The following is a 25,928-nucleotide window of genomic DNA, read 5'->3' as shown; positions in this document are numbered from 1 at the left end:
GCGCAGACGAGGACTGAGCGATGAGGGCGGAAGACTGGCTGGAAGAGCTGGTGCAGCTTTATGAGTACCGGGTGGAAGATCTCAGCTTCGGGCGCAGTCCCAGAGGAGACCGCCGCAGCTTTCAGGAACTGCGCGAAACCCTGCTGTTCTCAGATGGGCTGGACGGGCCGGCCCGCTCCCGGCTGATGCAGGCCGAGCGGCAGTTCCGCGAGCTGCAGCGCCAGGGCCGGGTGCACTTCGCTGCGGTGCAGCGCCCCCGCCCACAGTCCCGTCCGGCTGCCGACCCGGCCGGGGTTCTGCGCCGGCTGAGCGACCGGCTGTGGGAAGCGGACGCCCGGCGCTGGGTTTTCGCGCAGCTGTGGGCCGCCCGCTGTGAGCCGCGGCTGCTGCCGCTGCGCGCGCTGGCCACCATCGCCGAGAACCTGCAGCGCCAGCAACACCGCCAGGCCCCCCGGCCGCTGATCACGCTGGAAGAAGCGCTCGACAGTGGTCTGGCCGGCCCGCAGCAGACCGACACCCTGACCGCCGCCCTGCTGCCCCTGATCATGACTGCCGCTGGGCGACAACTGCTGGCCCGTGGAGCGCGGGGCCTCCGGGACCGGGCGCTGACGGCCGCGCCTGTGCCTTCGGGCATGACTGGCGCCCCGCTGCCGGCGCCCGGCTGGGCCGAAGAACAGCAGCAACTGGAGCGCACAGCGGCAGTGCTGGAGCAACTGCTGGTCAACTGGCCTTTTCATAGCCCGGCCCCGGCCGAGCCGGACTGGCTGACGCCGGCAGAGCAGGAGAGTGCCAGCGCCGGTGGCCGGTTACTGGCGCTGGACCTGAGCGGCCTGGACGAGACGCCGCGGCAAGTGCAGTGGCGCGGGCTGACCCTGGAACTGTGCTGCAGCGGCAACGACGTCAAACTGAAGCTCTCGGCCAGCGGCGAAGCGGCCGAGGAGCAACTCCAGCTGAAGCGTGAACTCCCCGCCGAGCTGCGGCTGTGGAGTTTTGAGCTGGCCGGTCAGCTGATTCACGCGGTGCTGGAAGACGACCTGCTTTTGCTGCGCAGCGAGAGGGCCGCCCCGCACGGGCTACAGACCCTGGCCGGCCGGGCCCGGCTGAGCCTGTTTCTGGCCCGGCCACAGCAGGCCTACGCGGCCATGCGGCTGGCCCGCGCCGCCGCACTGATTCTGCGTGGCCGCCCGCTGACCGGCACCGACCTTTCGGCTGCCACCAACGCGGCCCGCTATACAGCCGCCCTGCCTGCCCAGCTGGGGCAACTGGCCGGCCGCGGCCTGGAAGCCCTGCTGGTCCTGAGCACCCATCTGAGCGCCGGGCAGCGCTCCCGGCAGCTACAGGAGGCAGCACTGGCGGTGGGCCTCAGCGCCGCCGAAGGCCGGCTGCTGGCCGAACTGCTCGGCACCGCCGCCCTGCCGGACCTGATTTTCGATCCCGAGGTTCTGGAGGCCGGCGGCTTTCCGGCCTACCGGACCTTTACCCTGTTGCAGCGGCCGGCTGAAGGCCGCGCCCTGAGCGTGCCGGGCCAACCGGTGCAACTGCTGGCCGAGGGCAACGAACTGAGCGCGCAGCTACAGGGGCAGACCCAGGAACAGCCGGTCCAGCCGCTGGACGATCTGCTGATCTGGCCGCTGCCGCAGGCTGGGCTGGCCCTGGTACAGCATGAGGGCCAGCTGGCCCAGGCGACACTCGCCTATGAGCAGGCGGCACCCAGCGGGGCCTTCGCTTCCGCCAAAGCCAGCCGCTAGGACAGGCAGAGCCGGCCCCGGAACGCTTGTCGGCAGTGGCCCGGCTCTGCCAAGCTGAGCCGCGAGATGCCCGTGTCCAAATCTGTGTCCATGTCTGTATCTGCCGAGTCTGCCCTGCTGCTCCCCTCCGCCACGCCCCTCCAGGCACTGACCGTGACCACCCTGAACCTCAACGGCGTACGCTCAGCGCGGCGCAAGGGGCTGGACGACTGGCTGCGCCGCCACGCGCCGGACGTGCTGCTGCTGCAGGAAATCCGCGCCCCAGCCATGCCGGAGTTTCTGGAGGCGCTGGGCTACCACTCGGCCTGGTATCCGGCGCAGAAGGCCGGCTACAGCGGGGTGGCGCTGGCCAGCCGCCTGCCGCTGGAAGACGTAAGCCTAGGCATGCAGCACGAGGCCATGGACGCCGAAGGCCGGCTGATTTCGGCGCGGGTGGGTGGGGTGCGGTTCGCCAGCGTCTACCTGCCCAGCGGCTCCTCCGGCGAGGTGCGCCAGCAGTTCAAAGAGCGGCTGCTGCTGGATTATCAATCCTGGACCGAGCGGCAGTTGCCCCTGGGTCCTTTGGTCATCGGCGGCGACTACAACATTGCCCATCAGGAGATCGACCTAAAGAACTGGCGCAGCAACCGGGGCAACAGCGGGTTTTTGCCGCAGGAGCGCGAGTGGATGAGCGGGCATCTGGCCAGCGGTCTGAGCGACAGCCACCGCCTGTGGCTGGGAGAACGCGCCGAATATACCTGGTGGAGCAACCGCGGCCAGGCCTATGTTAACGACACCGGCTGGCGCATCGATTACCTGCTGACCTCCGGCGTGGAGGCGGCGGACGTATGGGTGGACCGCGCCGCCCGCCTGAGCGACCACGCCCCGCTGACCGCACGCATCTGGCCCAGCGCGCTCAGCACAGAAGTGGGCAGCGGCGCGTGATAGAATCACTTTGCTGCCAGGTGACAGGACAAGAAGGTTCCCGCTTCACGGCGGGGCCTTCCGGGCCACCTGAGACAAGCAACCTTCTGCAGGCCGCAGAACTTTCCTCACCCGTTTCCGGAGTGCGGACCGGAGGCCCTGCTTGGCCGCTTCCCCGCGTGAAGAACGAAGCGGCGCAGGGCCGCATCCCCGGCCCAGGCCCAGCCCAGCGGGCATGACCGTGTAAAGATTTCCAGCCCACCGCTGCCGGCCCCTCCGAAACCGGAAAGACATCACTTTCAAGTCTGCCCTCTGTCCTGACAGGTGCTTCATGCCAAAAACCAACCCAAAGTCGGCCCCCTCGGAAGATCAGATCTCCCCAGAGGCCGGCACCGAACAGACACCAGAATCTTCCCGCGAGGCGGCCGTGACCGAACAGGGCGCCGCGGATCAACCGGCAGCCAAGCCCGCCGCCAAAAAAGCCGGCCGTAAACCGGCGGCCAAGAAAGCTGCCAGCGACCCGGCTGCCGACGCTCAGGCAGAACAGCCGGCCGCCAAGAAAAGTGCCGGCAAAAGCAAGAGCGCGCCAAAAACGAAGCGAACTTCCCGGAAAGCCGGGAGTGACGCTGACGCCGCCGTGCCTACCGTGACGGACCCGGCAGCAGAAGCCACCGGCGCCGCGGCCCAGGTTGCCGAAACACAGACCGCTGAGGCGCAGCCGGAAACTCCGAACACCGCAGCCGAGCCGGCCAAGCAGCCCCGCCGCACCAGCCGCGGCCGCAAAGCCGCAGCCCCGGAAGCGGAAGCCACTGCAAACGCGGACCAGGCGGAAAAGCCGGCCGGGCGCAAAACGGGCCGGACCAGCCGGCGCAAAGCCGCCGAACCCCTCAGCGAGCCCGCGCCGGAGCAGACGGCAGCAGCCGACGCCGCTGAAGCTCAGGCCCAGCCGGCAAATACGGAGCCTGCGCCTACCGAAACCGCCAAGAAGCCTGCCAGGCGCCAGACCCGCCGCAGCACGGCCAAATCTGCTCAGGCTGCGGAGGAGACAGCCAACGCCGCCCACACTGCCGCTGAAGAAAAGCCGGCTGAAGCTGAAGCGGCGCAGCCAGCTCCAGCCACCCAGCCCAAACCCCAACGCAAGAGCCGGAGCGGCCGGACCAAAAAGGCAACCCAGGACGCACCAGACACAGCTGCCCCGACCCTGACGGTCGCCGCCGACGCCGAAGCTCAGCAGCCGCTGACCGATTCGGCCCGGGTTGCCGCCGAGGTAGACGCGGGCAGCGCCGCGGCCCCAGCCGAAGCCGCCCAGCCGGCCCCCGCCGCTCCTCGCAAGTCCCGCCGGGGCCGCAGCAGCCGTGCGGCGACTCCCACTGAGGCGGCACCCGAGGCAGAACCGGCCCCCAAAGCCCTTGAAGCCGGCGCAACTGACCCCACCAGCGCCCCAGCTTCCGAACCTGAAGTGTCTGCTCCCGCCCCAGTCCAGGAAGTTGCAGCCCAGGAGGCCCCGGCTCAGGACGAAGGGGCGCAGGAGGAAGAACCGCTGGTGCTGCAACGGCCCAAAGGCCGCAGCCAGGGCCAGCGCCACGCTGACCATGCCGAAACGCCCGAGCCCGAACTGGTGGAAAAACTCAGCGGAGTGGAACTGGTTGCACCTCAGGGTGAAACTGGTACGGCGCCGCAGGAACAAAGCGGTCAGGACGCCGGTGGTCAGAGCGACGTGCTGGCCGGAGTGCTGCCCGAGTTGCCGCCGCTGCCCGAAACGGCCGCGCCAGTCACCGCCGAAGGCCCGCAGCTGGACGATCCAGTGCAGGAGCTGCTGGTCAGCCAGCTGCGCTCTATCGGGCGGCCCATTCACGTGCGCGACCTGGAGAAATCCTTTACCCGCCAGAAAGCCCGGCTGGTCGGAGGCTGGCGCGACATCGAAGGCGTGCTGGAACAGCTGACCCGCGCCGGCATCGTGGTGCGCACCCGCAAGAAGACCTACGGCCTGCCCGAAGCGATGAATCTGGTCCGGGGCCGCTTCCAGGCCTCGGCCGCCGGGTTCGGCTTCGTGGTGCCTGACACTGGCCGCGACGACTACTACGTGCCGCCGGAAGACACCCTGGAAGCCTGGAACGGCGACACCGTGCTGGTGCGCCCAGAAGGCCACGGTGCCCGCGGCAGCAACAGTGGCCGGCGCGGCAGCCGCTTTGACGGCAACCCGCAGGCCAGCGTGGTCCGCATCGTGCAGCGGCATTACTCGCAGCTGGTGGGCACCCTGGAATACAGCCACGGCTACCCCATCCTGAAGGCCGACGACTTCCGGGCGCGGCACCGCATCTTGCTGGTCAGCGACGGCACCGAGGAGCTGGAAACCGGCGCCCGCGTGGTGGTGGACCTCTACTGGCCCGAAGACACCGGCGAGGACGAGGTGTTCGGAGCCATCAGCCGGGTGCTGGGCGAGGAAGACGACCCCGAGACCGAAACCGAAGCGGTGATGGTCAAGTACGGCCTGCGCGGCGAATTCCCGCCCGAAGTGCTGAGCGAAGCGGGCCGCATCCCCAACGCGGTGCCGCCTGAAGCGCTGCGGGGCCGGATGGACCTGCGCGACCTGAACACCTTCACGGTGGACGGCCGCGATGCCAAGGACTTCGACGACGCGATTCATATCCAGCCCACCGAGCAGGGCACGTTCCTGGTGGGTGTCCACATCGCGGACGTGAGCCACTATGTGCAGGCCGGCAGCGAGCTGGACGGCGAAGCTTATGCCCGCGCCACCAGCGTGTATCTGCCGGGCCGGGTGCTGCCGATGCTGCCCGAACACCTCAGCAACGGGGTGTGCAGCCTGGTGCCGAACGAGGACCGCCTCACCATGAGCGCCCTGGTCGAACTCTCGGGTGAGGGCGAGATCCTGAACGTGGAAATCGGCCCCAGCGTGATTCATTCCAAGGCGCGGCTCACCTACGACGAGGTGCAGGCGTACAGCGAAGCCACCTCGCCGCTGCCCGAGCAGGCCCGTCAACTGGAGGGTGACCTGCACCTGCTGCTGAAAATCACCAGCAAGCTGCGGCAGGCCCGGCTGCGGGAAGGCAGCCTGGACTTCAAGATGCGCGAGGTCAAGGTGGACGTGGACGAACAGGGCCGCATGGAACTGATTCCTCTGCGCGAGGAAACGGCCCGCGGCATGATCGAGGACCTGATGCTGCTGGCCAACAAGGTGGTGGCGCACTTCCTGATCGAGCGCAACGTGCCGGCGCTGTTCCGGATTCACGAGGAACCCACCCTGCAACGCTTCCAGGACGTGACGCAGGCCATCGGGCGGCTGGGGCTGTCGTTCCCCGGCGGTGAACCGACCCCGCAGGCTTATCAGGACGTGCTCAAGCAGGTGCGCGGCACCCCGCGCGAAAGCGTGGTAAACACCCTGCTGCTGCGTTCGATGCAGCAGGCCAAGTACGCCGGCGAGAACCTGGGGCACTTCGGCCTGGCGTTCGACGAGTACCTGCACTTCACCTCACCGATTCGCCGCTATCCGGACCTGCTGGTTCACCGGGTGCTGCGCGGCGTGCTGAGCGGCGTGCTGAGCGGTGAACTGCGCAGTGGCAGCCGCGAGGTGGCGCAGCTGCGTTCGGTGCTGCCCGCCATGGGCGAACACACCTCCGACCGCGAGCGCAACGCCGCCGAGGCCGAGCGCGACCTGACCAAGTACTATCAGGCCAAGTGGGCGCAGGAACACGAGGGCGCCAGCTTTATGGGCAACGTGTCGGGTGTGGTGGCCAGCGGCCTGTTCGTGGCGCTGGAAAACGGCGTGGAAGGCAAGCTGCACATCAGCCACCTGGACGACGACTACTACATCTATCTGGAAGACGCCCAGATGCTGAAAGGCCGCAGCAACGGCCGCATTTTCCGCCTGGGCGACCCGGTGGCCGTGACCATTTCCGAGGTCAAGCCGCTGGCCCGTCAGATTGATTTCACCGTGCCGGAAGAGGGCACTGAACTAGAGGAGATTGTTATGAGCGAGAATCAGCCTTCGGGCAACAAGACCCAGACCACCGGGCAGAAGGTGGAAGGCCAGCGCGTGCGCGCCCGCCGCCGCGAGGACCGCGAGCAGGAGCGCCAGCAGAAGCTGTCGGGCGTGCGCCCCTCCCAGCCGCGCTTCACGCTGGATGAGGACAGCAGCGGCCGCAGTGGTCAGGCAGCCGGCCAGAATCAGGCCCAATCTCAGGGCCAGGACCAGGGCCGCGGTGGGCGGCAGAACGGCCGCAGCGCCGAAGGAAACCGGGGCCAAGGTGGCCGCAGCAACCGCGACGGCAGCGGGCGTGAAAACGGTGGGCGCGACGCCGGCCGGCCCCGCAGCGGCGGTCAGGGCGGCGGCAACGGCCGGCGCCGGGTCATCACGCTGGAACGGCCCCGCAACGAGCACCTGCGCCCGGTCAACGTGACTGTGCAGCGGATGTACTTCGGCGACTGGAGCGTAGACAACATGCCCGAGGATGACGGCGGCAGCAGCAGCTACGGCGGCCGCCCCCCCCGCGGCGGCCAGGGCCAACGCAGCGGTGGCCGGAGCGCGGCCGGTGGACGTGACAGCCGGCAGACCGCCGGCGCGCGCAGCCGGGGCAGCGAAGGCAACCACGCAGGTCAGAACGGCGGCCAGAGTGGTGAAGGTGACCGCCGCCGGCGCCGCCGCCGCAGCCGCCGCCCTGGCAGCGAAACGCAGCAGGGATAAGCGCCCGCGCAGGCTCCGCCAAATAGCCCCATAAAAAAGCCACCCCGTGCAGGGTGGCTTTTTGTTGTTCTGTTGGCTCCTACTACCAGCTGTAGTGCCGGGCCACCGAGCGCTGCACCCGGCGCATCTGCTCGGGCGTGATCAGGCCCATCGCCATCGCGTGTCCGGCAGCGTAGAGGCTGTCGGCGGCCAAAACCATTTCCACCCCGGCGGCGCGGACCTCCTCGCGGATTCTCAGCACGGCCTGATCGGTCGCCGCGTCCGACACATCGCGGATATACACCGCCAGCACCCGCCCGGGGTGGCGGCGCACCACTTCAGCGTAGATCTGGGGATCATGCTCGCCGCTGTCGCCCACCAGCACGAATTTCATATCGGGGAAGCGCTCGAAAATGCGCTCAATAACCCCGTGCTTGTAATCGTTGTGCCCGGCCAGCAGATCAAACCCCCAGTTGCGCAGGAACATCGGCCCCAGCGGAATCTGGCGGTAACTCAGAAACTGCCACAACAGGTCGAAAAAGTTCCAGGGACTGCTCGACACATAAAAAATCGGGTTGCGGCCGCCGCCCTGCTGCACCAGGCCGTGGTAAAAGGCGCCCACGCCCGGAAAAGGCAGTCGGGTACGGGCGTTGCCGGTCAGGCTGGTCATCAGCATCCGGGGCATGCTGGTCACGTCCGACTGAATCACAGTGTCGTCCAGGTCGGAGATGATGCCAAAAGCCGGGTGGTCCACCACCTGCACCCGCGCGCGGCTCATCTCGCCGCGGCCCTCGATGCTGAGCGGCGCCTCGTACCAGCCGGCCGGCACGGCGCCGCCCGGGTGAAACACCAGGTTGAAGTAGCCGTCGGGGCCGCTGCTGCTGTGCACCGCTTCACCCCGGAAGGTGCCGGTCACCTCCACGCCGCTCACCTCGCGCGAGAACAGCCGGCGCATGATGTTCAGAAAGTTGCGCCAGCGGGCGTCGCCGACCCGGGGCGGCGTGGTCACGCGCGGCAGCAGCACCCGGCCCTGAACCTCCACCTGCTCGGGCGAGCCCCAGCCCACGTAAGGCTGCACCACCAGCTTGCCGCGGGCCCGGCGCGGCTGCACGAACCCGCTGAACGCCTGATCGGCCGCCGTGACGGCCCGCTCCGCGTAGGGCAGTGCCTGTTTGAGAAGAGTGCGGACAAAAGTCATACAGCTGCAGTGTAGTGCCTGTCTCTGCCCTGGCCTCCGCCGCTCCCGCTGCACTCCGTCCGCATTCCGGTCCCTGTCTCAGGCCGGATTTTTCTCTCAGCGGCGCGTCAGCTCCAGGCGGCATACTCCGGGCTGTGAACTCTGCCTTTCGGATGACTGCCCTGGCCCTGCTGAGCCTGAGCCTTGCGGAACCGGTCCAGGCCATCTCTGTCCTGCCGGTGCAGCCGGCGCTGCCGGTAGCTGCGCCAGCCGCAAATGTGCCGCCAGTGACCGCGCCGGCTTTCCCCTTTCTGCCGCTTCCTGCAACTGCTCAGCCCTCCACTGCCCGGCCCACAACTGCCCAGCCCACGCCCTTCAGCCCGGCGACCAGCAGCTCTGTGCCCAACGCCCCCCGCCCCGCCGCCAGCACGTCCCTGCCTTACCATCCGGCCGCGGCCCTGAGCGCGCAGCAGACTTACCTACAGGACATCGGCCTGACCCGCGCCTGGGCGCAGCGGGGCCGGGTGGCGGCGCCGGTCACGGTGGCGGTACTGGACACCGGCTACACGCCACATCCCCAGTTGCAGGGCCGCATTCTCAACGGCTACGACTTCGTGAGTGACGCTCAGCGGGCCGGTGACGGGGACGGCCGCGACCCCGACGCTTCGGGCGTGGGGCAGTTCGCCTTTCACAGCGAGATGGTCTCGGGCATCATCGGGGCGGATCAGGCCGGGGCCGGCATGGCCGGCATCAACCCCGCCGCGCAGATTCTGGCGGTGCGGGTCGCCGACGAAAACGGCATGATCGCCCCCGGCGACCTGGCCGACGGCCTGCGCTGGGCCGCAGGATTGCCGGTGGCCGGCGTGCCGCGCAACCCAGCGCCGGCCCGCATCATCAACACCTCACTCTTTGCCGACTGGCTGCCCGACCGCGGCTGTGACCCCCGCATCGCGGCCGCCGTAAACGATGTGACCCGCGCCGGCGCCCTGGTGGTGGTGGGCGCCGGCAACGAGAACCGCGACGCCGGGCTGCTCTCCCCGGCCAGCTGCGCGGGGGTCCTCACCGTGACCGGGGTGGACGACAGCGGTCAGCGCCCGGATTACGCCAACTGGGGCTCAGCGGTGGCGCTGGCGGCGCCCAGCGGCGTCCCGGAGCGGGGGCTGGTGGCCAGCACCGCGCTGGACGCAGCCGGCCGGCCGGCCCCGCTGCACGCCCACCGCCAGAACGGCACGTCGTTCGCGGCGCCGCAGGTGAGCGCGGCGGCCAGCCTGTTGCTGGGCCTGCGGCCCGACCTCAGCCCCGCCGAGCTGCGCAGCGCCCTGACCCGCACGGCTGCCCCCTGGGGCCCCCGGGGCTGTGACCCCGACCCCCGCAAAAGCTGCGGCGCCGGCGTGCTGAACGTGGCCGCCGCGCTGGACTGGGTCAGCCGCCTGCCGCCTGCCTCCTCCCCCGCCCCGCAGCGCGGCCCGGCGTCCCTGGCCCCGCTGCGTCCCCAACGCTAGACTGGCAGCCATGTACGCACCTCCGTGGCGCATCTGGCTGGTCACTTTCCTCATCATCGGGTGGGGCGGGCTGGCGATGCGGTTTTTCTTCTTCAAAAATGACCCGGTGCTGGGCAGCATGTCTATTCTGCTGGCCATGATGAACGCCTATTTCCTCTGGCAGCTGACCCGGCCGGGTGGCCCCGGCCAGAGTGGCCCTCCGGGGTGCAGACCGCCGGAAGAGTAAGCGCCGCCGGTTTGCCCAGGGATTTTTGCCGTAAGAGACGCCGGAAATTTCCGGCCAACCGGGGCAAAGCAGAGTCAGGTTACTGCCCGCCGCAGCAAAACCCTTAGACTGGGGCCTATGAACAGCGCTGGCCTGATCGAACGCCCCGTCACCTGGGTGGCGCTGGCGGGCTTTATGGGCACCGGCAAAAGCCGCGTGGGCTGGGAGCTGGCCCGCGCCCTGGCGCTGCATTACGTGGACACCGACAAACTGATTGCCAAGGTGGCCGGCAAGAGCATCCCACAGATGTTCGACGAAGAAGGCGAGGACTATTTCCGCGCCTGTGAGCGTGAGGTGGTCGAGCGGGTCAGCCGGCTGGACCATGCCGTAATCAGCCTGGGCGGCGGCACCTTCAACCACGAACAGAACCGCCAGGCCCTGCTGGAACGCGGCCCGGTGGTGGTGCTGTGGGCCAGCCCCGAGACGGTCTACCAGCGCACCAAACACTCGGACCGGCCGCTGCTGCAGGTGCCCGACCCCCTCTCCAAGATTCGCCTGCTGATGAACGAGCGCCAGCCGCACTACCAGAAAGGCACCATTCACGTGCACAGCGACGGCCGGCCCTCGGAGGAAGTGGTGGAGGAAGTCATTGAGCAGCTATGGCAGTGGCAGGCGCAGCAGGCGGCCGCCAGTGCTCCGGATGGATATGAGAATCTGAGACATGGCACCGACTAATCTGCCCCCCCTACGCGTCCCCTGGCCGGGCCAGGACCGCTCCACAGCTGTGGAGATCGGCAGTGGCATCCTGGCACAGGCCAGCGTGCCCGAACCCCAAGTGGCCCTGCTGCACGACAGCGCCCTGCCGGATGAGTGGGTGCAGCGAGCACGCCAGGCCCTGAACCCCGCCCTGGTCCTCCCGGTCACTTCAGGCGAAAGCGGCAAAACCCTGCAGGAAGTGGAGCGGCTGCTCTCGGCCCTGGCTCAGGGCGGCCTGACCCGCGCCGGCGCCGTGGTGGGGCTGGGCGGCGGCGCCACCACCGACGTGGCCGGTTTCGTGGCCGCCAGCTACCTGCGCGGTGTGTCTTTTTATGCGGCCCCCACCACCCTGCTGGGCATGGTGGATGCCGCCATCGGCGGCAAAACCGGCGTCAACCTGCCGGAAGGCAAGAATCTGGTGGGGGCCTTCTGGCCGCCCCGGACCGTCTGGTGCGATACCGAAACGCTGGATACCTTGCCGCCGCGCGACTTTCGCTCGGGCGCGGCCGAGGTGTTCAAGCATGGCCTGCTGGCTCGCCCGGAACTGCTGACCCAGGTGCTGCCTTCGGCCTTCAGCGCCGCCGGGCTGACCCGCTTTTCCGAGTGGCTGCCCGAGCTGGTACACAGCGCCGCCGCCGTCAAGGCGGAAGTGGTGGCCCGCGATCCCACCGAGCAGGGCGAGCGGGCTTTTCTCAACCTGGGCCACACCCTGGCGCACGCGCTAGAAGCCTACACCCGCCACAAACTGCCGCACGGCGAGGCGGTGGGCTACGGCCTGCACTTTGCGGCCCTGCTCAGCGAGGCGCAGGGGGCCAGCGGCCTGAGCGGTTACACCCGCGCTTTTTTGAACTGGCAAAGCCCCGAGCCGCTGCCCCGATTGCAGCTGGATTCGCTGTGGCCCTTTATCGCCCGCGACAAGAAAGCCGACGAGCTGGGCGTGCGCTGGGTGCTGCTGCGGGACATCGCTGAGACGTATCTGGCCCGGCTGAGCCGCGAACAGGTGGCCGGCGTGTTCGAGCAGTGGCGGCGGGACATCTAGCCGGCAGCAACAGAGCGCCCGGGCCGGAAAGAATACTCTAGCCTGAAGGCATGATTCTGGTCCTGAACGGCCCCAACCTCAACTGCCTCGGTACCCGCGAACCGGGCATTTACGGCTCCGGCACCCTAGCCGACCTGGAAGGGCTGTGTGAGCGGTGGGCCGGGGAACTGGGCACCAGCGTGCAGTGCCGCCAGAGTAACTTCGAAGGCCAGCTGATCGAGTGGATTCAGGAAGCGGAGGCCGCAGGCTTTGAAGGCATCGTGCTGAATCCGGGGGCGTTTACCCATTATTCCTACGCTATCCGCGACGCCATTGCCGGGCAGCTGCTGCCGGTGGTGGAAGTTCACATCAGCCACGTGGACGCCCGCGAGGAGTTTCGCCGCATCAGCGTGGTGGCGCCGGTCTGCCGCGGCAAGCTGAGCGGGTTCGGGTTCCTGGGCTACCGGCTGGCGCTGGAAGCGCTGGTGACTGCCCCGTGAACCGAGTGGGGCCGGTGGAGTTAGAAGGGGCGCTGGTCCGACTGGAACCGCTGCGCCCCGAACACGCCCCGGAGCTGATCGCCGCCGCGAGTGACGGCCGACTCTGGGAGCTGTGGTACACCAGCGTGCCCGCGCCGCAGGACATGGCGGCTGAAATTGAACGGCGGCTGCGCCTCCAGGCGGCCGGCAGCATGGTGCCTTTCAGCATCCGCCGCCGCAGCGATGGGCGCCTGGTGGGTCAGACCAGTTACATGAACATCGACCAGAGCCTGCCACGGGTGGAAATCGGCAGCACCTGGCTGGCCGCCAGCACTCATGGCAAAGGCCTGAACGCTGAGGCCAAACGGCTGCTGCTGGCCCACGCTTTTGGGGCGCTGGGCTGCCCGGCGGTGGAGCTGCGAACCCACTGGCTGAACACTCAGTCACGGGCGGCTATTGAGCGGCTGGGCGCCAAGCTGGACGGCATTCTGCGGGCGCATACCCGCGCCCAGGACGGCACCCTGCGTGACACCTGCGTGTATTCCATCACCCAGAGCGAGTGGCCAGCGGTCAGAAGTGGCCTGGATCACCGCCTGGGCCGGCATCTGCCTCAGGGCTGAAGCTGACGACACAGGCAAAGAGGCCCCAGTGCTGGAGCCTTCCACTGCGTCTGTGCTGTGTACTGCGCTCTTGACTTGCAGTTTACTTGTGACTTACAGGTTACTTGCGGGGCGGGTTACGGAAACCTTTGCGCTGGGGCGTGCCCGGCATTCCCATTCCCGGCATGCCGGGCATATTTGGCATTTTTCCGTCCTGCATGCCCTGCAGCATCTTCATCATCATCTTCATCTGCTCGTGCATCTTCAGCAACTTGTTCACGTCAGCCACCTCGTGCCCGGAGCCCTTGGCGACACGCTCACGGCGGCTGGCATTGATGATGCGGGGATTACGGCGTTCTTCCAGCGTCATGGCGCTGATCATGGCGTCAATGCGCTGCACTTCCTTTTCATCTACCGTGAAGCCCTCGGGTAGGGCGCGGCTCATGCCGGGAATCAACTTGATCAACTCGGCGATGGGGCCCATGCGGCGAATCTGACGCAGCTGTCCCAGCAGATCGTCCAGGTCGAAGTCGCCCGGCTGCTTATCGGTAGGGCCGGTCAGCTGGGCCGCCTCGGCCCGCTCGATCAGGCCCATCACGTCGCCCATCCCCAGAATGCGCCCGGCAATGCGGTCAGGGTAGAACGGCTCCAGACCATTCAGCTTCTCGGAAACCCCGGCAAAGTAGATCGGGCGGCCGGTCACGCTACGGGCGCTGAGGGCCGCACCGCCGCGCGCGTCGCCGTCCAGCTTGGTCATGATCAGGCCGGTTACCTGCACCTGCTCATCAAAGTTGCGGGCCACATTCAGCGCTTCCTGACCGGTCATGGCGTCCACCACCAGCATGGTTTCGGTGGGCCGCAGCTCCCGCTTGAGGGCGGCGAGGTCGTTCATCAGCGCGGCGTCCACCTGCAGGCGGCCGGCGGTATCCACAATCACCAGATCAGCGGGTCTTTCGGCCAGCTGGGCTTCGATACGTTCACGGGTCGTGGCGGGAGCTTCGCCGTCTTCCACCTTCAGCACCGGCACGCCGACCTGCCGGGCCAGCACTTCCAGCTGGTCTCGGGCCGCGGGGCGCTGGGTGTCGGCCGCCACCAGCAGAATCTTTTTGCCCTGTTTCTTGTACAGCTGGGCCAGCTTGCCGGTGCTGGTGGTCTTGCCGGCGCCCTGCAGGCCCACCATGAACCACACGTTGCGGCCTGGCTGCAAGGTAGGTTCGGCCTTCTCGCCGCCCAGCATGTTCACCAGCTCGTCATGCACCAGCTTGATGATGGTCTGGCCAGCGTCCAGCTCGCCGCTCACGCCGCCCACCTTCTGTCCCACCATCTGCTCGCTGACTGTCGCCACAAAATCCTTGGCCACCGCGAAGTTCACGTCCGCTTCGAGCAGTGCCATACGAATTTCACGCATGGTCGCTTTGACCTGCTCTTCGCTCAGTTTGTCCTTGCCGCCCACCTTCGCCAGGATGTCCTGCAACTTGTTTCCGAGGGATTCAAACATATCTGGTCAGGCTAGCACGCACCGCTGCGGCAGACTGAAGCCGCTGCACAGGGCCTGCTGCCGCGTATGGCAGCCACCTGAGCAGCGGTCAGCACCCCGCTTCCGGCGGCAAAATAGCTCGGCTGTTTTTAGAACAGGTAATTCAGTATTTCTCAGAACTTGCACCTGTATAGGGAGACAAAAAGCGCTCCCAGAGCTGAAATTCTGGAAGTGTGTACAAACAGGCTTCAGGGGAGCGCGCCCATATTCTCTCACAGCGGATTCTGGACATTCCAGAGACGCTGTACCAACGGCGAAGCCTGGAGGCTTCGCTGCACCTCTTCCACAGTCCAGGTCAGAAGACCAACTTCAGCCAGGCTGAGGGAGTCAGTCCCAGTGCACTCAGCCGTTTCTTCAACATCTATGACTGGGATTCAGACCGCTGCTGGGAAGAGATGCAGGACTTCCAGAGGCGCATCCTGCTGGATACAGCTCGTCACAAACGCCGACCTCGGTTGCGGCTCAGCGTGGATCTGACCACGGTGGAAAAGGTGGGAACTCAGCTGCCCTATGTCAGTGTGTACAACGGTAGGCACGGCATCCATCTGGTGGTCTTGTTCGCCGAATATGGGGAACTGAAGTTCCCCATTTCTTACCGGATCTACCAGGGCAAGCACACCAGCACCCCGGTCACACTGGCCCTCGACTTGCTGGAAGAGGTGCCAGACTTCGTGGGGAAACGCTTTCAGGTCTGCGTACTGGCGGACAGCGGATTCGAATCCGCTGTCTTTCTGGACGGTGTGCAGCGCCTGGGTTTCGAGTTCGTGGTGGGTGTGAGGAGCAACCGGCGCACAGACCATCCTGGACAGGTGACGGTGGCGGACTGTCCGCATGGGGGGTACGTCAACCTCGCCAACTGGCCTCTGGAAACGCTGTCTCTGGGGAGGATGGACCGTGGGGACCGCGAATTCTTCGCGGTGTCGTCTGAGCTGTTAGAGGGGGATGACATCCTGGCCGAAGGAAAACGGCGCTGGGCGCTGGAATCCTTTTTTAAGGAGGGAAAGCATCAGTTTGGGTTGGCGCAGTTCGCGCTGCGAACTGCCAGGGGTCTGGACCGCTGGATTTTGATGGTCTTCCTGGCCTTCACCCTGACCATGCTGTACCGCTCTGAGGACATGACCTTGAAAGAGGCGGCACGCCTGGCCCTCTACACCCTGTTCCCCGTAGTCAGGCTCAACCATCTTCTGAGTCAGCTCCAAAAAGAACGAGAATTTCTTCTCCAGCACGGCTATTCGCTCAGCTATGCAAGGTGCAACTCATGAGTCTAGGGATAGTAGAGAAGTAGCTTTACCCATAATAAAAAACCCCGCTTCAAGGCGGGGTTCTTTTGTTGGTGGATGATGAGGGATTTGAACCCCCGACCCTTCGCTTGTAAGGCGAACGCTCTACCGCTGAGCTAATCATCCGCTTCAGAGCTTAACCATATTAAGGGGCGGCCCGGCTTCTGTCAATTCGCCGGGCCGCCCCTTCTCCGCCGGTCAGCGCGTCAGCTTAAAACTGAGCGCGGCTGCGGTAGCGGGTCAGCAGTTCATCCTTGAGTTCGCCGAAGGGCACACCTTTGCGCTCCTTGTGGCCTTCAGCGGTGCGTTCGCGCACGCTCACAGCCTGGGCTTCCTGCTCCTTATCGCCCACAATCAGCATCACCGGAATCTTTTTCAGTTCGGCGTCACGCACCTTGGCGTTCATGCGGTCGCTGCCGGTGTCCACCTCAGCACGCAGGCCAGCATTCACCAGGTCACGGCGCAGCTGCTCGGCGTATTCGTTGTGGCGGTCAGCGATGGGGATAATCATGATCTGACGCGGCGCCAGCCAGAAGGGGAAGTTGCCAGCGGTGTTCTCGATCAGGAAAGCGGTCATGCGTTCCATCGTCGAAATGACCCCACGGTGAATCATCACCGGGCGCTGGCGCGAGCCGTCTTCGGCCACGTATTCCAGGTCGAATTTCTGCGGCAGCAGGAAGTCCAGCTGCGCCGTGCTGATGGTCTCGTCCTTGCCCAGGGCGCTGCGCACCTGCACGTCCAGCTTGGGGCCGTAGAAGGCCGCGTCGCCGGGCGACTCATAGTAGTCCACGCCCAAGTCGGCCAGCGCTTCACGCAGCTGCGCCTCGGCGGTGTCCCACATCTGGTCGTCCTGGTAGTACTTCTCGGTGTCGGCCGGGTCACGCAGCGACAGGCGGTAGCTGTAATCCTCAAAGCCCAGCACCTCGTAGACTTCCTGAATCATCCGTACAACCGCCTTGAATTCTTCCTGAATCTGGTCGGGGCGGCAGAAGATGTGCGCGTCGTTCAGGGTCATGCTGCGCACCCGCGACAGGCCGGTCAGCTGACCGCTCTGCTCATAGCGGTACATGGTGCCCAGCTCGGCGATCTTGATGGGCAGCTCGCGGTAGGAATGCGGCTTGTGAGCGTAGATCTGGATGTGGTGCGGGCAGTTCATCGGCCGCAGCACCAGTTCTTCCTGGTCCAGATACATCACCGGGAACATGTCTTCCTTGTAATGGTCCCAGTGCCCGCTGATCTTGTACAGCTCGGACTTGGCCAGCGCCGGCGAGTACACGTGCTGGTAACCGTTTTTCAGTTCCACATCCACGATAAAGCGTTCCAGCTCGCGCCGGATGGTCGCTCCGGCCGGCAGCCAGATGGGCAGGCCGGGGCCAATTACGTCACTGGTGAAAAACAGGTCCAGTTCCTTGCCCAGGCGGCGGTGGTCACGGCGCTTGGCTTCTTCCAGCAGGTGCAGGTACTCATCCAGCTCCTTCTGGGTCGCAAACGCCACCCCGTAAATACGCTGCAAGATGGGGTTGTTCTCTTTGCCGCGCCAGTAGGCGCCGGAAGTGCTCATCAGCTTGAAGGCGCCGGGCAGGCGGCCGGTACTGGGAAAGTGGGGGCCACGGCACAGGTCGGTGTAGTCGCCCTGGGTGTAAAGGGTGATCGGCTCGTCTTCCGACAGGCTGCGGATCAGCTCGGTCTTGTAAGGGTCGTAGGCGAACAGCTCCAGCGCTTCATTCCGGCTCACCTCGCGGCGGCTGAATTCTTCCTTGCGGCCGAGAATCTCGTGCATCCGCCGCTCGATTTCCGGCAGGTCTTCTTCGCTGAGGGGTTCGGGCAGGTCAAAGTCCTGGTACCAGCCGTTTTCGATGGCCGGACCTACGCCGCGCTTGATCTGGTCGGCGCTATAGCCTTTGGCGCGGTAGAACTCGCCCACCGCCTGGCTCATGACGTGGCCCAGCGAGTGCCGGAACACGGCGGCCGCGTCGCCGGGATTCTTTTTGGTAATCAGGCTGACCTGAGCGCCGTCGGGGAGAGGCGTCATCAGATCGGTCAGCTCGCCGTTGGCCGTAGCAGCCACCGCGTCGCCGGCCAGGCGCTCGGAAATCTGGCGGGCCACGTCCAGCGCCGTGGCTCCCTGAGGAAGCTCAAGTTGTTTGCCGTCGGGAAGGGTAATGTGCATAAGGGTTCTCCAATTTGCAATAAGAAAGCGTGGCCCACCGCAGAAAAGCCGCCTGAAAGCCGGGAATGGGGCCTTCAGGCGCTCAGAGTTCGGGTCAGACTGCGCATGGCACGCCGACTATCATCCTGGCCGTCCCTGACCAGGCCACAGATGGGGTCAGGAAAGAAGGGGCCTCGGGACATGGGTCCATGATACCCACTGGCCGCCCGGCACGGCAAGGCGGAAATACGGCAGAAGTCTTACCCGCGGCCCGGATTTGACAAGACGCGCCAATGGTCCCTATACTTCCTTTCGCGCTTGAGAAGCGGCCCCGCAGCAAAAAGGGACACCGCAGCGCTCCCCGCGAGCATACGGGGGGTTGGCCGAGTGGTTGAAGGCAGCAGTCTTGAAAACTGCAGTAGGGCAACCTACCGGGGGTTCGAATCCCTCACCCTCCGCCAAGCAAGCGCCGCACAATCTGGGGAGGTGGGTGAGTGGCTGAAACCGCACCCCTGCTAAGGGTGTATACCGCAAGGTATCGAGGGTTCGAATCCCTCCCTCTCCGCCATGTGCGTACCCATAGCTCAGCTGGATAGAGCGTCTGACTACGGATCAGAAGGTCGGGGGTTCGAATCCTCCTGGGTACACCACAAGCTCCCACCCCCCGCGGGTGGGTTTTTTTATTGCCGGTTTCTTTTGCTCTGATCCGGCTACCTGTTTCCCTCTTGCACCCACGGCTTCTGACCGCTATACTCCCTTCCTGCCTGAGCGCAAGCAGAAGGCCCAGCTCCAGAAATGTACCCATAGCTCAGCTGGATAGAGCGTCTGACTACGGATCAGAAGGTCGGGGGTTCGAATCCTCCTGGGTACACCACAAGCTCCCACCCCCCGCGGGTGGGTTTTTTATTGTTGTAGGGCCAGACCGCTGTCCCGGTTACAGGGCAGCACTATGACTATGATCACGTTCCAGGCAAATGCTCCGTATGATGAGGCATGACGAACGTTTCGCCAACGGCAGGGCCGCCCAGCGCTCCCCGGTTTCTGAGCGTAGACGATGCCATTGACCGCATCGGATTGGAGCTTTTCAGTGGCGGCTGCTGGCCGTCTGTGGCCTGACCTGGGCAGCCGACGCGGCAGAAGTGCTGCTGATGGGCTTTGCCATGCCCGGCATCAGCGCCGAGTTCGGGCTACATAAGGGTGCTCCGGAAATCACCTGGCTGCTGACCGCCACTTTTGCAGGGATGTTTGTGGGCGCAGCTTTCTGGGGCTACGTGGCCGACCGGATCGGGCGGCGCCGCGTCTTCCTGACCACGGCAACGCTGGGGGTGGTGTTCGGGCTGGCCGGTGCGTTTGCCCTGACCGTGCCTCTGCTGCTGCTGGCCCGCTTTCTGACCGGATTTGCCATTGGCGGCACCCTGCCGGTGGACTACGCCATGATGGCCGAGTTCGTGCCTACCCGCTGGCGCGGCAAATTCCTGGTGTATCTGGAAAGTTTCTGGGCGGTGGGCACCATTCTGGTGGCCGGAACAGCCTGGCTGCTCAGCACGCAGCTGCCGCCCGAAGCCGCCTGGCGCTGGTTGCTGGGGCTGGCGGCGCTGCCGGGCCTGGTCGGGCTGCTGGTGCGGCTGGGCATTCCCGATTCGCCGCGGCATCTGCTGCTGCGCGGTCAGGGCAGTCAGGCCCGCGCCGCCGTGGAAACGGTGGCCCGTGTCAACGGTGAGCCCCGAGTCCTGCAGGGCGAAGAACTGGCCCGGCCCCACAGCGACGCCCAGCCCCGGCCCATAGAGTTGCTGCGCGGTCCCCTGGGCCGCCGCACCGCCCTGCTGGGTGCGGTCTGGTTCGGGCTCTCGCTGGGGTACTACGGCATTTTCAGCTGGCTGCCCAGCTTCCTGAAAGCCGGCGGTATGGAACTGGGTCAGGTGTACCGCACCACGCTGTTGCTGGCGCTGGCACAGCTGCCCGGCTATGTTCTCTCGGCTTATCTGGTGGACCGCATCGGGCGGCGGGCCACGGTGAGCGGCTTCCTGGCGCTGGGCGCGGTGGACGCGTACCTGTTCCTGTCGGCCAATACGCCGCAGTTGGTGCTGGGCACCTCGGCGCTGCTGTCGTTCGCGCTGCTGGGCGCCTGGGGCGCAGTGTACGCCTACACCCCGGAACTGTTTCCCACCCGCCTGCGCTCCACCGGCATGGGCCTGATGAGCAGCCTGGCCCGCGCCGCCAGCCTGGTGTCGCCCAGCCTGGGTGCGCTGCTGCTGACTGGGCACCTCGGCGTGGCCCTCAGCGTGTTTGCGCTGTGTTTTGCGGTGGCGGCCGTGTGTGCCTGGAGCATCGGCATCGAGACGCGGGGCCAGCCGTTGGATGAGGTTACGGCCTGAACCACCGCGCTGGGCTGGAGGCCACTCCTCCGCTCTGCCCCGTCCCTGCCGGGCAGGCGGGTACGCTAGCGTAAGGCCCTGGCAGGCGCGGCTCTGTCGCCGCTTTCCCTCGCTGCCGCGTCCATGAACCGGCTCCTCAAGCTTCTCCCTCACACAATCTTCCCCATTTGGAGGCCCCATGAATCCCGTGACCCCCACCCAGCAAAAGGAGCTGGTCAGCTCCTCGGCGCTGTTTACCGACCTTTACCAGCTCACCATGATGCAGGGCTATTTCCTGCAGGGCATGCACACCCAGCAAGCCACCTTCGACCTGTACTACCGCAAGCAGCCTTATAGCGGCGGCTTTGCAGTCTGGGCCGGGCTGGAACCTGCGCTGGACTACCTTGAAGGCCTGCGGTTCAGCGAGGAAGACCTGGCGTACCTGGGGTCGCTGAGCCTGTTCCGCCCCGAATTCATAGCGGCGCTGCGCGAGTGGCGCTTCAGTGGCACCGTGACCGCTTTCCGCGAAGGGCGAATCGTCTTTCCGCATGTGCCGCTGCTGAGCGTCACCGCCCCTCTGTGGGAGGCACAGCTGGTGGAAACGGCGCTGCTGAACACCCTCAACTTCCAGACCCTGGTGGCGACCAAGGCCGCCCGCTGCGTGATTGCCGCTGCCAGCAGCCCCCACGGCGGCGAGGTGGTGGAATTCGGTGCCCGGCGCGCCCAGGGCCCCAACGGCTCGCTGAGCGCGGCGCGGGCCGCCTTCGTGGGCGGGGCGGGCGCCACCTCCAACGTGGAAGCGGGCCTGCGCTACGGCCTGCCGCTGTCGGGCACCCACTCCCACGCCTGGGTGCAGAGCTTCGGCAGCGAGCTGGAAGCGTTCCGGGCCTACGCCAAAATCTACCCGGACAGCACCGTGCTGCTGCTGGACACCGTGGATACCCTGAAAAGTGGCCTGGTCAACGCGCTGACGGTGGCCCGCGAACTGCGCGAAGCTGGCCATGAGCTCAAGGGCGTGCGCCTGGACAGCGGGGATCTGGTGTACCTCAGCCGCCGGGTGCGCGCCGCGCTGGACGAGGCCGGCTTCCCGGAAGTGAAAATCATCGCCTCCAACGACCTGGACGAACAGGTGATCTCCTCAGTGATTGCCGAGGGCGGGCGCATCGACGCTTACGGCATCGGCACCCAGCTGGCGACGGCCGGCGGAGAGGGTGGCGGCGCGCTGGGCGGCGTGTACAAGCTGGCCGAGCTGAGCGGCGAGCCCAAGATGAAGCTGACCGGCGACCCGATCAAGAGCAACGTGCCGGGAGTCAAGCGGGTCTGGCGTGGCCGCGACAGCGAAGGCACCCTCAGCTTCGACGTGATCACGCTGGGCGAAAAGCCACAGGAGGGTGATTTCGTCAGCGACCCCACCAACCCGCTCAAGCACACCTACCTGCCGGCACTGGACTGGGAAGACGCCCGCGAGGTGGTGATGCGGGAGGGCCGCCGCCTGCACACTGCCGAGGACCTGCCAGCCATTCAGGCCCGCGCCCGCGCCGAGGCGCTGCAGCTGCAAGAAGGCACCCTGCGCCTGCTGAACCCGCACCACTACAAGGTGAGCATCGGGCAAGACGTGGCCGAGTTGCGCGACCAGACCATCCGCGCCATTCGCGCCGACCGGGTGGGCAGCTGAGCCAGCCCTGAGTTCAGAGAAAGCGGGGGCCCCAGGCGGGGCCTTCTTTCTTTTGGTCGCCAGAAGTCTTCAGCGCTCGGTGCCGTGCAGCGGGACGTGACCGGGGAACCCGATCAGCCAGTCGAGCAGGTCACCGACGATGGCGCTGGCCGTGACCATACCGCCGGCGCCACCCCCGGCGAAAAACAGCGGCCCGCATTCCTCGCCCTCGTACACCATCGCGTTGCGGCTGGCCCCGGCGGTGCATAGGGCGTGATCGGCCGGCAGGGCCTGCGGGGCGACGCGGGCATGCCAGCCCTCCCCTGCCCCGCCCCGGCGCAGTTCGGCCACCAGCTTGTAGCGTTCACCGCGCCCGGCGGCCGCCTGCATCATCTCAGGGGTCAGGGCCTCGATGCCCTGCACCTCAATCTGCTGGTAATCGAAATCTCCGCCGATACAGAAACGGGCCAGCACGGCCAGCTTGTGGGCGCTGTCAAAGCCGCCCACGTCCAGGGTAGGCGGGTCCTCGGCGTAACCCAGCGCCTGCGCCTGCGCCAGAGCTTCAGCGTACGGCAGCCCCGCTTCCATCTGGGTCAGGATAAAGTTACAGGTGCCGTTCAGCACGGCCTGAAGGCTCTGAAAGGTGCTGGCCCGCAGCACGGTGCTCATCGGGCCGATCACTGGCGTGCCGGCCATCACGCTGGCCTCGTAATACAACTGCCCGGCCAGCGCGTAGGGACGCAGTTCGTCCCAGCACTCGGCCAGCAGCGCCTTGTTGGCGGTGATCACCGGGCGGCCGCTTTGCAGGTAAGGCCGCAGCAGTTCCAGCGGGCGCCGGGTGCCGCCCATCATTTCCAGCACCGCCGAGCATTCGTTCAGGAAAGCGGGGTCCTCGGTCAGCGGGGTGCCGGCCGGCACGTCACGGGGGCGGCCGGCGTCGCGCACCAGCACGCCAGCAACCCGGATGCGGACGCCCATTTCCTCAAAGACCGGGCGGCGGCGCTCCAGCAGCTGCAGTACGGCGGTGCCCACGCTGCCGCAGCCCAGCAGACCCAGGGTAATTTCGCGCACCGGAACCTGGTGCAGCGCGTGAATCGGATGACTGGGGGTCGGACTTTGCATGGTTCAGCTTAAGCGATGGCCGGGGCGCGGGAGCCCCAGCTAGAGCACCAGCGCCTTCGCCTCGCCGCCCAGCCGGTCCCAAAGGGTAAAAGCGGCGCGGACACCGGGGCGAATCCAGCCTTCATCACTCCAGCCGGCGGCGATGGCCGGACCGCGGGTGTGGGCCCACAGCACTTCCTCCGGCGTGAGCGCCTCGCCGGGGGCAATCTGCAGGCCACCTTCACCTGTACGGGTCACACTGGCCCGGAAGTTCTCCTGGGCGCTGGGCGGCACCACCGGGGCGTCGCTGCCAAACGCCAGAACAGCGCCGTGGTTCAGCAGGCTGCGGCTGGCGAAGCTGAGGTCCTCGCGGTGCGGCAGCAGCTCATGAATCAGCGCGGCGTCACCCGGCATCTGTGAGGGTTGCAGGCTGGCAATCAACCCCCGAAACAGCGGCAGGTCCTCGGCACGCAGGTGCTGAGCGTGCTCGATGCGCAGGCGCAGGCCGCGGGCGTCGGCCAGCGGACGCAGCTGCTGATAAACCTTCAGCACCTCGGTGTTGGCCCGGTCACCGATGGCGTGGGTGATGGGCACGAGGCCCAGTTCCAGGGCACGGCGGCCGCGCTCCAGAATCAGCTCAGGCGAGTCGACCGAGATGCCGGTGCCCGAGCCGTCGGCGTAGCCGGGCGCGTGCATCCAGGCGGTGCGGCTGCCCAGCGCTCCATCCGAGAAGAACTTGACCCCGCCCCACTGAAAACGGCTTCCACCTCCGCTGCCGCCCAGGCCCAGGCGAGCGGCAGTATCCAGCTCGGTGTGTGGCAAGCAGGCCCAGACCCGCAGGCCCAGTTCGCCGCGGCGGTCCAGTTCCTGCAGGGCCAGCGCGGCCTGCGGCGGCTCAAAGGCCATGGTATGGGTGCTGACAAAGCCACGGGCGCGCAGGTCGCTGTCGGCTGCCCGCGCGGCGGCCAGGAACTCGGCGTCGCTGGGTTCCGGAATCACGCGGGCCACCAGCGCGCAGGCATTTTCCAGCAGGGTGCCCAGCCCCGGCGTCCGCACGATCTGCCCGCCCTGCGGGTCCGGGGTGCCGGCGTGAATCCCGGCCAGCTCCAGAGCGCGGCTGTTGGCCCACAGCAGGTGCAGGTCACGTGAGAATAGCGCCACCGGGTGGTGGGGACTGACCGCGTCGAGGTCAGCGGCGCTGGGGTAGCCGCTCAGGCCCATCTCGGACAGCAAAAAGCTACCGCCCTGAATCCACTGCCCCGGCGCGGTGCAGGCTGCGCGCTCAGCCAGCCGCCGCTGCACCTCGGCCACCGAGCGGACCCCGTGCAGCCCCAGCTGCGAGAGCGTAAAGCCGTAAGTGACCAGATGGGTATGGGCGTCGCACAGCCCTGGCGTCAGCAATAGGTCGCGGTGGTCCAGCACCTCGGCGCCCGGCGCACGGGCACTCAGCTCGGTGCGGCTGCCTACCGCCAGCACCCGCCCGGCGTCCACCAGCGCAGCTTCAGCCCCCACAGATTCAGCATGGGGCTCCGGCGCGTCTGGAGCGGCGGCCTGAGTGAGCACCTGGGCCAGGATCAGTCGTGGGTGGGGCATACGTCACCCTATCCCAAGCTGCTCTGGCGGGCGCGCGGCAGGCTGGACGCAAGATATGAGCAGCCCCTGAGAAGCGGCTGCTACACTGACGGCTATGCCCAAAGTGCTTGTGGTGGACGACGACGCTGCCATCCTGAAACTGATCTCCGTGATCCTGACCCGCTCGGGCCACGACGTGCGGACGGCCAGCCATCCGGTCGAGGCCCTGGATCTGATGAAAGTTTTTGTTCCGGATCTGGTCATCAGCGACGTGGTGATGCCCTACATGACCGGGCTGGACTTCCTGGAAAAGATGCGCGAGGACGAGAAACTGGCCCGTGTGCCTTTTATGCTGCTGTCCAGCCACGCCGAGCGGGCCGATATCCGCCGGGGCATGAACCTGGGCGCCGACGATTACCTGCCCAAGCCGTTTACCCCCGCCGACCTGAATGGAGCGGTGGAAGCCCGGCTGCGGCGCGCCGGCATGACGCTGCAGGGCGAAAGCGGCCTGAAAGCCACGACGCTGGGCAGCGCACAGGTGACCCAAGACGGCGAGGTGGTGTCGTGGGTGTCACGCAAGGCGCTGGAGCTGTTTTTCTTCCTGCTGGAGCACGGCGAAGTCACCTCGTGGGAGGCGGCCGAAGCGCTGTGGCCGGAAAAGGACGAATCGCGCGCCAGCAGCCTCTTTCACACCACGCTGCACCGCCTGCGCAAGTCACTGGGCAGCGACGCCGTGACCAGCACCAACCGCCGCTACAGCCTCTCCGACGAGGTCCGCCCTGAATACGACGTGCAGCGTTTCGAGCTGCTGGCGGCGCAGGCCGAGCAGGGCAAGCTGGGCCTGGAAGAACTGCGCGAGGTGGTGGGGCTGTACGGCGAGTACCTGCCGGGCAGCGACGGCCCCTGGATTGACGACGTGCGCGCCCGGCTGGAAGGGCTGCAGCTGAGCGTGCTGGACAGCGCCGCCGCTGCCGCGCAGCAGGCCGGCAGCCACAAGGAGACGGCCGGCTACCTGCAAAAAGCCCTCAGCATCGACCCGATGGGCGACAAGCACTGGGAGCAGCTGACAGCCGCCATGGAAGCGCTGGGCGACGGCTCACGCGCCCGGCAGGCCAGCGAGCGCGAGATGTGGTGGGACAGCGACTTCGGCTAAAGCGGTATGGGGGCAGCGCCGGAAAGTCCGGCTGGCCCCCTTTTATTAGACTTTTGCCAT

At 66.7% G+C, this 25,928-nt stretch carries 18 protein-coding genes and 5 tRNA genes; 17 read left to right on the top strand and 6 right to left on the bottom strand.

Features of this window, described 5'->3' with window-relative positions:
* Positions 1 to 20 precede the first annotated feature (20 nt).
* The 3 genes from OCI36_RS03380 to rnr all read left to right on the top strand — a co-directional run bounded on the left by OCI36_RS03380 (position 21) and on the right by rnr (position 7,353).
* Positions 21 to 1,748, top strand: a complete 1,728-nt coding sequence (locus OCI36_RS03380; protein WP_261663671.1) for a hypothetical protein — start codon at positions 21 to 23, stop codon at positions 1,746 to 1,748.
* 90 nt (positions 1,749 to 1,838) lie between these two features.
* On the top strand, positions 1,839 to 2,672 hold the full coding sequence (locus OCI36_RS03375; RefSeq protein WP_261663670.1) for an exodeoxyribonuclease III: 834 nt from the start codon (positions 1,839 to 1,841) through the stop codon (positions 2,670 to 2,672).
* Between the two features lie 310 nt (positions 2,673 to 2,982).
* Complete coding sequence (rnr, locus tag OCI36_RS03370) at positions 2,983 to 7,353, top strand: ribonuclease R (protein ID WP_261663669.1); 4,371 nt, start codon at positions 2,983 to 2,985, stop codon at positions 7,351 to 7,353.
* Positions 7,354 to 7,435: 82 nt separating this feature from the next.
* On the opposite strand, the gene OCI36_RS03365 is transcribed toward rnr, so the two are convergent.
* A complete protein-coding gene (locus OCI36_RS03365; protein WP_261663668.1) occupies positions 7,436 to 8,530 on the bottom strand; it encodes an App1 family protein in 1,095 nt (364 codons plus the stop codon).
* A 134-nt stretch (positions 8,531 to 8,664) separates the two neighbouring features.
* Here OCI36_RS03365 and OCI36_RS03360 point away from each other — a divergent pair, with 134 nt between their 5' ends.
* The 6 genes from OCI36_RS03360 to OCI36_RS03335 all read left to right on the top strand — a co-directional run bounded on the left by OCI36_RS03360 (position 8,665) and on the right by OCI36_RS03335 (position 13,089).
* Positions 8,665 to 10,011 carry a S8 family serine peptidase gene (locus OCI36_RS03360; protein ID WP_261663667.1) on the top strand — a complete coding sequence of 449 codons (1,347 nt, stop codon included), beginning with the start codon at positions 8,665 to 8,667 and terminating at the stop codon, positions 10,009 to 10,011.
* Between the two features lie 10 nt (positions 10,012 to 10,021).
* Complete coding sequence (locus OCI36_RS03355; protein WP_261663666.1) at positions 10,022 to 10,237, top strand: hypothetical protein; 216 nt, start codon at positions 10,022 to 10,024, stop codon at positions 10,235 to 10,237.
* 117 nt (positions 10,238 to 10,354) lie between these two features.
* Positions 10,355 to 10,951 carry a shikimate kinase gene (locus tag OCI36_RS03350; RefSeq protein WP_261663665.1) on the top strand — a complete coding sequence of 199 codons (597 nt, stop codon included), beginning with the start codon at positions 10,355 to 10,357 and terminating at the stop codon, positions 10,949 to 10,951.
* Positions 10,938 to 12,011, top strand: coding sequence for a 3-dehydroquinate synthase (aroB, locus tag OCI36_RS03345; protein ID WP_261663664.1), 1,074 nt, complete (start codon positions 10,938 to 10,940; stop codon positions 12,009 to 12,011). Before OCI36_RS03350 ends, aroB begins: the two co-directional genes overlap by 14 nt.
* Before the next feature lie 50 nt (positions 12,012 to 12,061).
* Positions 12,062 to 12,490, top strand: coding sequence for a type II 3-dehydroquinate dehydratase (gene aroQ / locus OCI36_RS03340; protein ID WP_261663663.1), 429 nt, complete (start codon positions 12,062 to 12,064; stop codon positions 12,488 to 12,490).
* Positions 12,487 to 13,089, top strand: coding sequence for a GNAT family N-acetyltransferase (locus OCI36_RS03335; RefSeq protein WP_261663662.1), 603 nt, complete (start codon positions 12,487 to 12,489; stop codon positions 13,087 to 13,089). Before aroQ ends, OCI36_RS03335 begins: the two co-directional genes overlap by 4 nt.
* Positions 13,090 to 13,189: 100 nt before the next feature.
* Here OCI36_RS03335 and ffh read toward each other — a convergent pair whose 3' ends face one another.
* Positions 13,190 to 14,566, bottom strand: a complete 1,377-nt coding sequence (gene ffh / locus OCI36_RS03330) for a signal recognition particle protein (RefSeq protein ID WP_261663661.1) — start codon at positions 14,564 to 14,566, stop codon at positions 13,190 to 13,192.
* Between the two features lie 212 nt (positions 14,567 to 14,778).
* On the opposite strand from ffh, the gene OCI36_RS03325 reads away from it, so the two are divergent.
* On the top strand, positions 14,779 to 15,867 hold the full coding sequence (locus OCI36_RS03325; RefSeq protein WP_261663660.1) for a transposase: 1,089 nt from the start codon (positions 14,779 to 14,781) through the stop codon (positions 15,865 to 15,867).
* 69 nt (positions 15,868 to 15,936) lie between these two features.
* Here the strand turns inward: OCI36_RS03325 and OCI36_RS03320 are convergent.
* Both OCI36_RS03320 and thrS read right to left on the bottom strand, forming a co-directional pair.
* A tRNA-Val gene (locus tag OCI36_RS03320) sits at positions 15,937 to 16,011 on the bottom strand.
* 85 nt (positions 16,012 to 16,096) lie between these two features.
* Positions 16,097 to 18,055 carry a threonine--tRNA ligase gene (gene thrS, locus OCI36_RS03315; RefSeq protein WP_261663659.1) on the bottom strand — a complete coding sequence of 653 codons (1,959 nt, stop codon included), beginning with the start codon at positions 18,053 to 18,055 and terminating at the stop codon, positions 16,097 to 16,099.
* A 352-nt stretch (positions 18,056 to 18,407) separates the two neighbouring features.
* Here thrS and OCI36_RS03310 point away from each other — a divergent pair.
* From OCI36_RS03310 to OCI36_RS03285, 6 genes are all read left to right on the top strand, one after another.
* Positions 18,408 to 18,495 (top strand) — tRNA-Ser (locus tag OCI36_RS03310).
* A gap of 19 nt (positions 18,496 to 18,514) precedes the next feature.
* Positions 18,515 to 18,602: transfer RNA gene (locus OCI36_RS03305), tRNA-Ser, on the top strand.
* Positions 18,603 to 18,607: 5 nt separating this feature from the next.
* Positions 18,608 to 18,684 (top strand) — tRNA-Arg (locus tag OCI36_RS03300).
* Positions 18,685 to 18,831: 147 nt separating this feature from the next.
* Positions 18,832 to 18,908, top strand: a tRNA-Arg gene (locus tag OCI36_RS03295).
* A 274-nt stretch (positions 18,909 to 19,182) separates the two neighbouring features.
* Complete coding sequence (locus tag OCI36_RS03290; protein WP_261663658.1) at positions 19,183 to 20,409, top strand: MFS transporter; 1,227 nt, start codon at positions 19,183 to 19,185, stop codon at positions 20,407 to 20,409.
* Between the two features lie 178 nt (positions 20,410 to 20,587).
* Positions 20,588 to 22,063 (top strand): nicotinate phosphoribosyltransferase, encoded by a 1,476-nt coding sequence (locus OCI36_RS03285; protein WP_261663657.1) that lies wholly within the window; start codon positions 20,588 to 20,590, stop codon positions 22,061 to 22,063.
* Positions 22,064 to 22,132: 69 nt separating this feature from the next.
* On the opposite strand, the gene OCI36_RS03280 is transcribed toward OCI36_RS03285, so the two are convergent.
* Together OCI36_RS03280 and OCI36_RS03275 are read right to left on the bottom strand one after the other, a co-directional pair.
* On the bottom strand, positions 22,133 to 23,164 hold the full coding sequence (locus OCI36_RS03280; RefSeq protein WP_261663656.1) for a homoserine dehydrogenase: 1,032 nt from the start codon (positions 23,162 to 23,164) through the stop codon (positions 22,133 to 22,135).
* Between the two features lie 39 nt (positions 23,165 to 23,203).
* Complete coding sequence (locus tag OCI36_RS03275) at positions 23,204 to 24,736, bottom strand: amidohydrolase (RefSeq protein WP_261663655.1); 1,533 nt, start codon at positions 24,734 to 24,736, stop codon at positions 23,204 to 23,206.
* 94 nt (positions 24,737 to 24,830) lie between these two features.
* Between OCI36_RS03275 and OCI36_RS03270 the strand changes: the two genes are divergently transcribed.
* Positions 24,831 to 25,868 carry a response regulator gene (locus OCI36_RS03270; RefSeq protein ID WP_261663654.1) on the top strand — a complete coding sequence of 346 codons (1,038 nt, stop codon included), beginning with the start codon at positions 24,831 to 24,833 and terminating at the stop codon, positions 25,866 to 25,868.
* Positions 25,869 to 25,928: the final 60 nt, after the last annotated feature.

Origin of the sequence: Deinococcus sp. Marseille-Q6407 (genome assembly GCF_946848805.1) — a bacterium.
In the GTDB taxonomy this organism is placed as follows: domain Bacteria; phylum Deinococcota; class Deinococci; order Deinococcales; family Deinococcaceae; genus Deinococcus.
The sequence above is the reverse complement of the archived record's forward strand: the minus strand, read 5'-3'. Positions and strand labels throughout refer to the sequence as shown.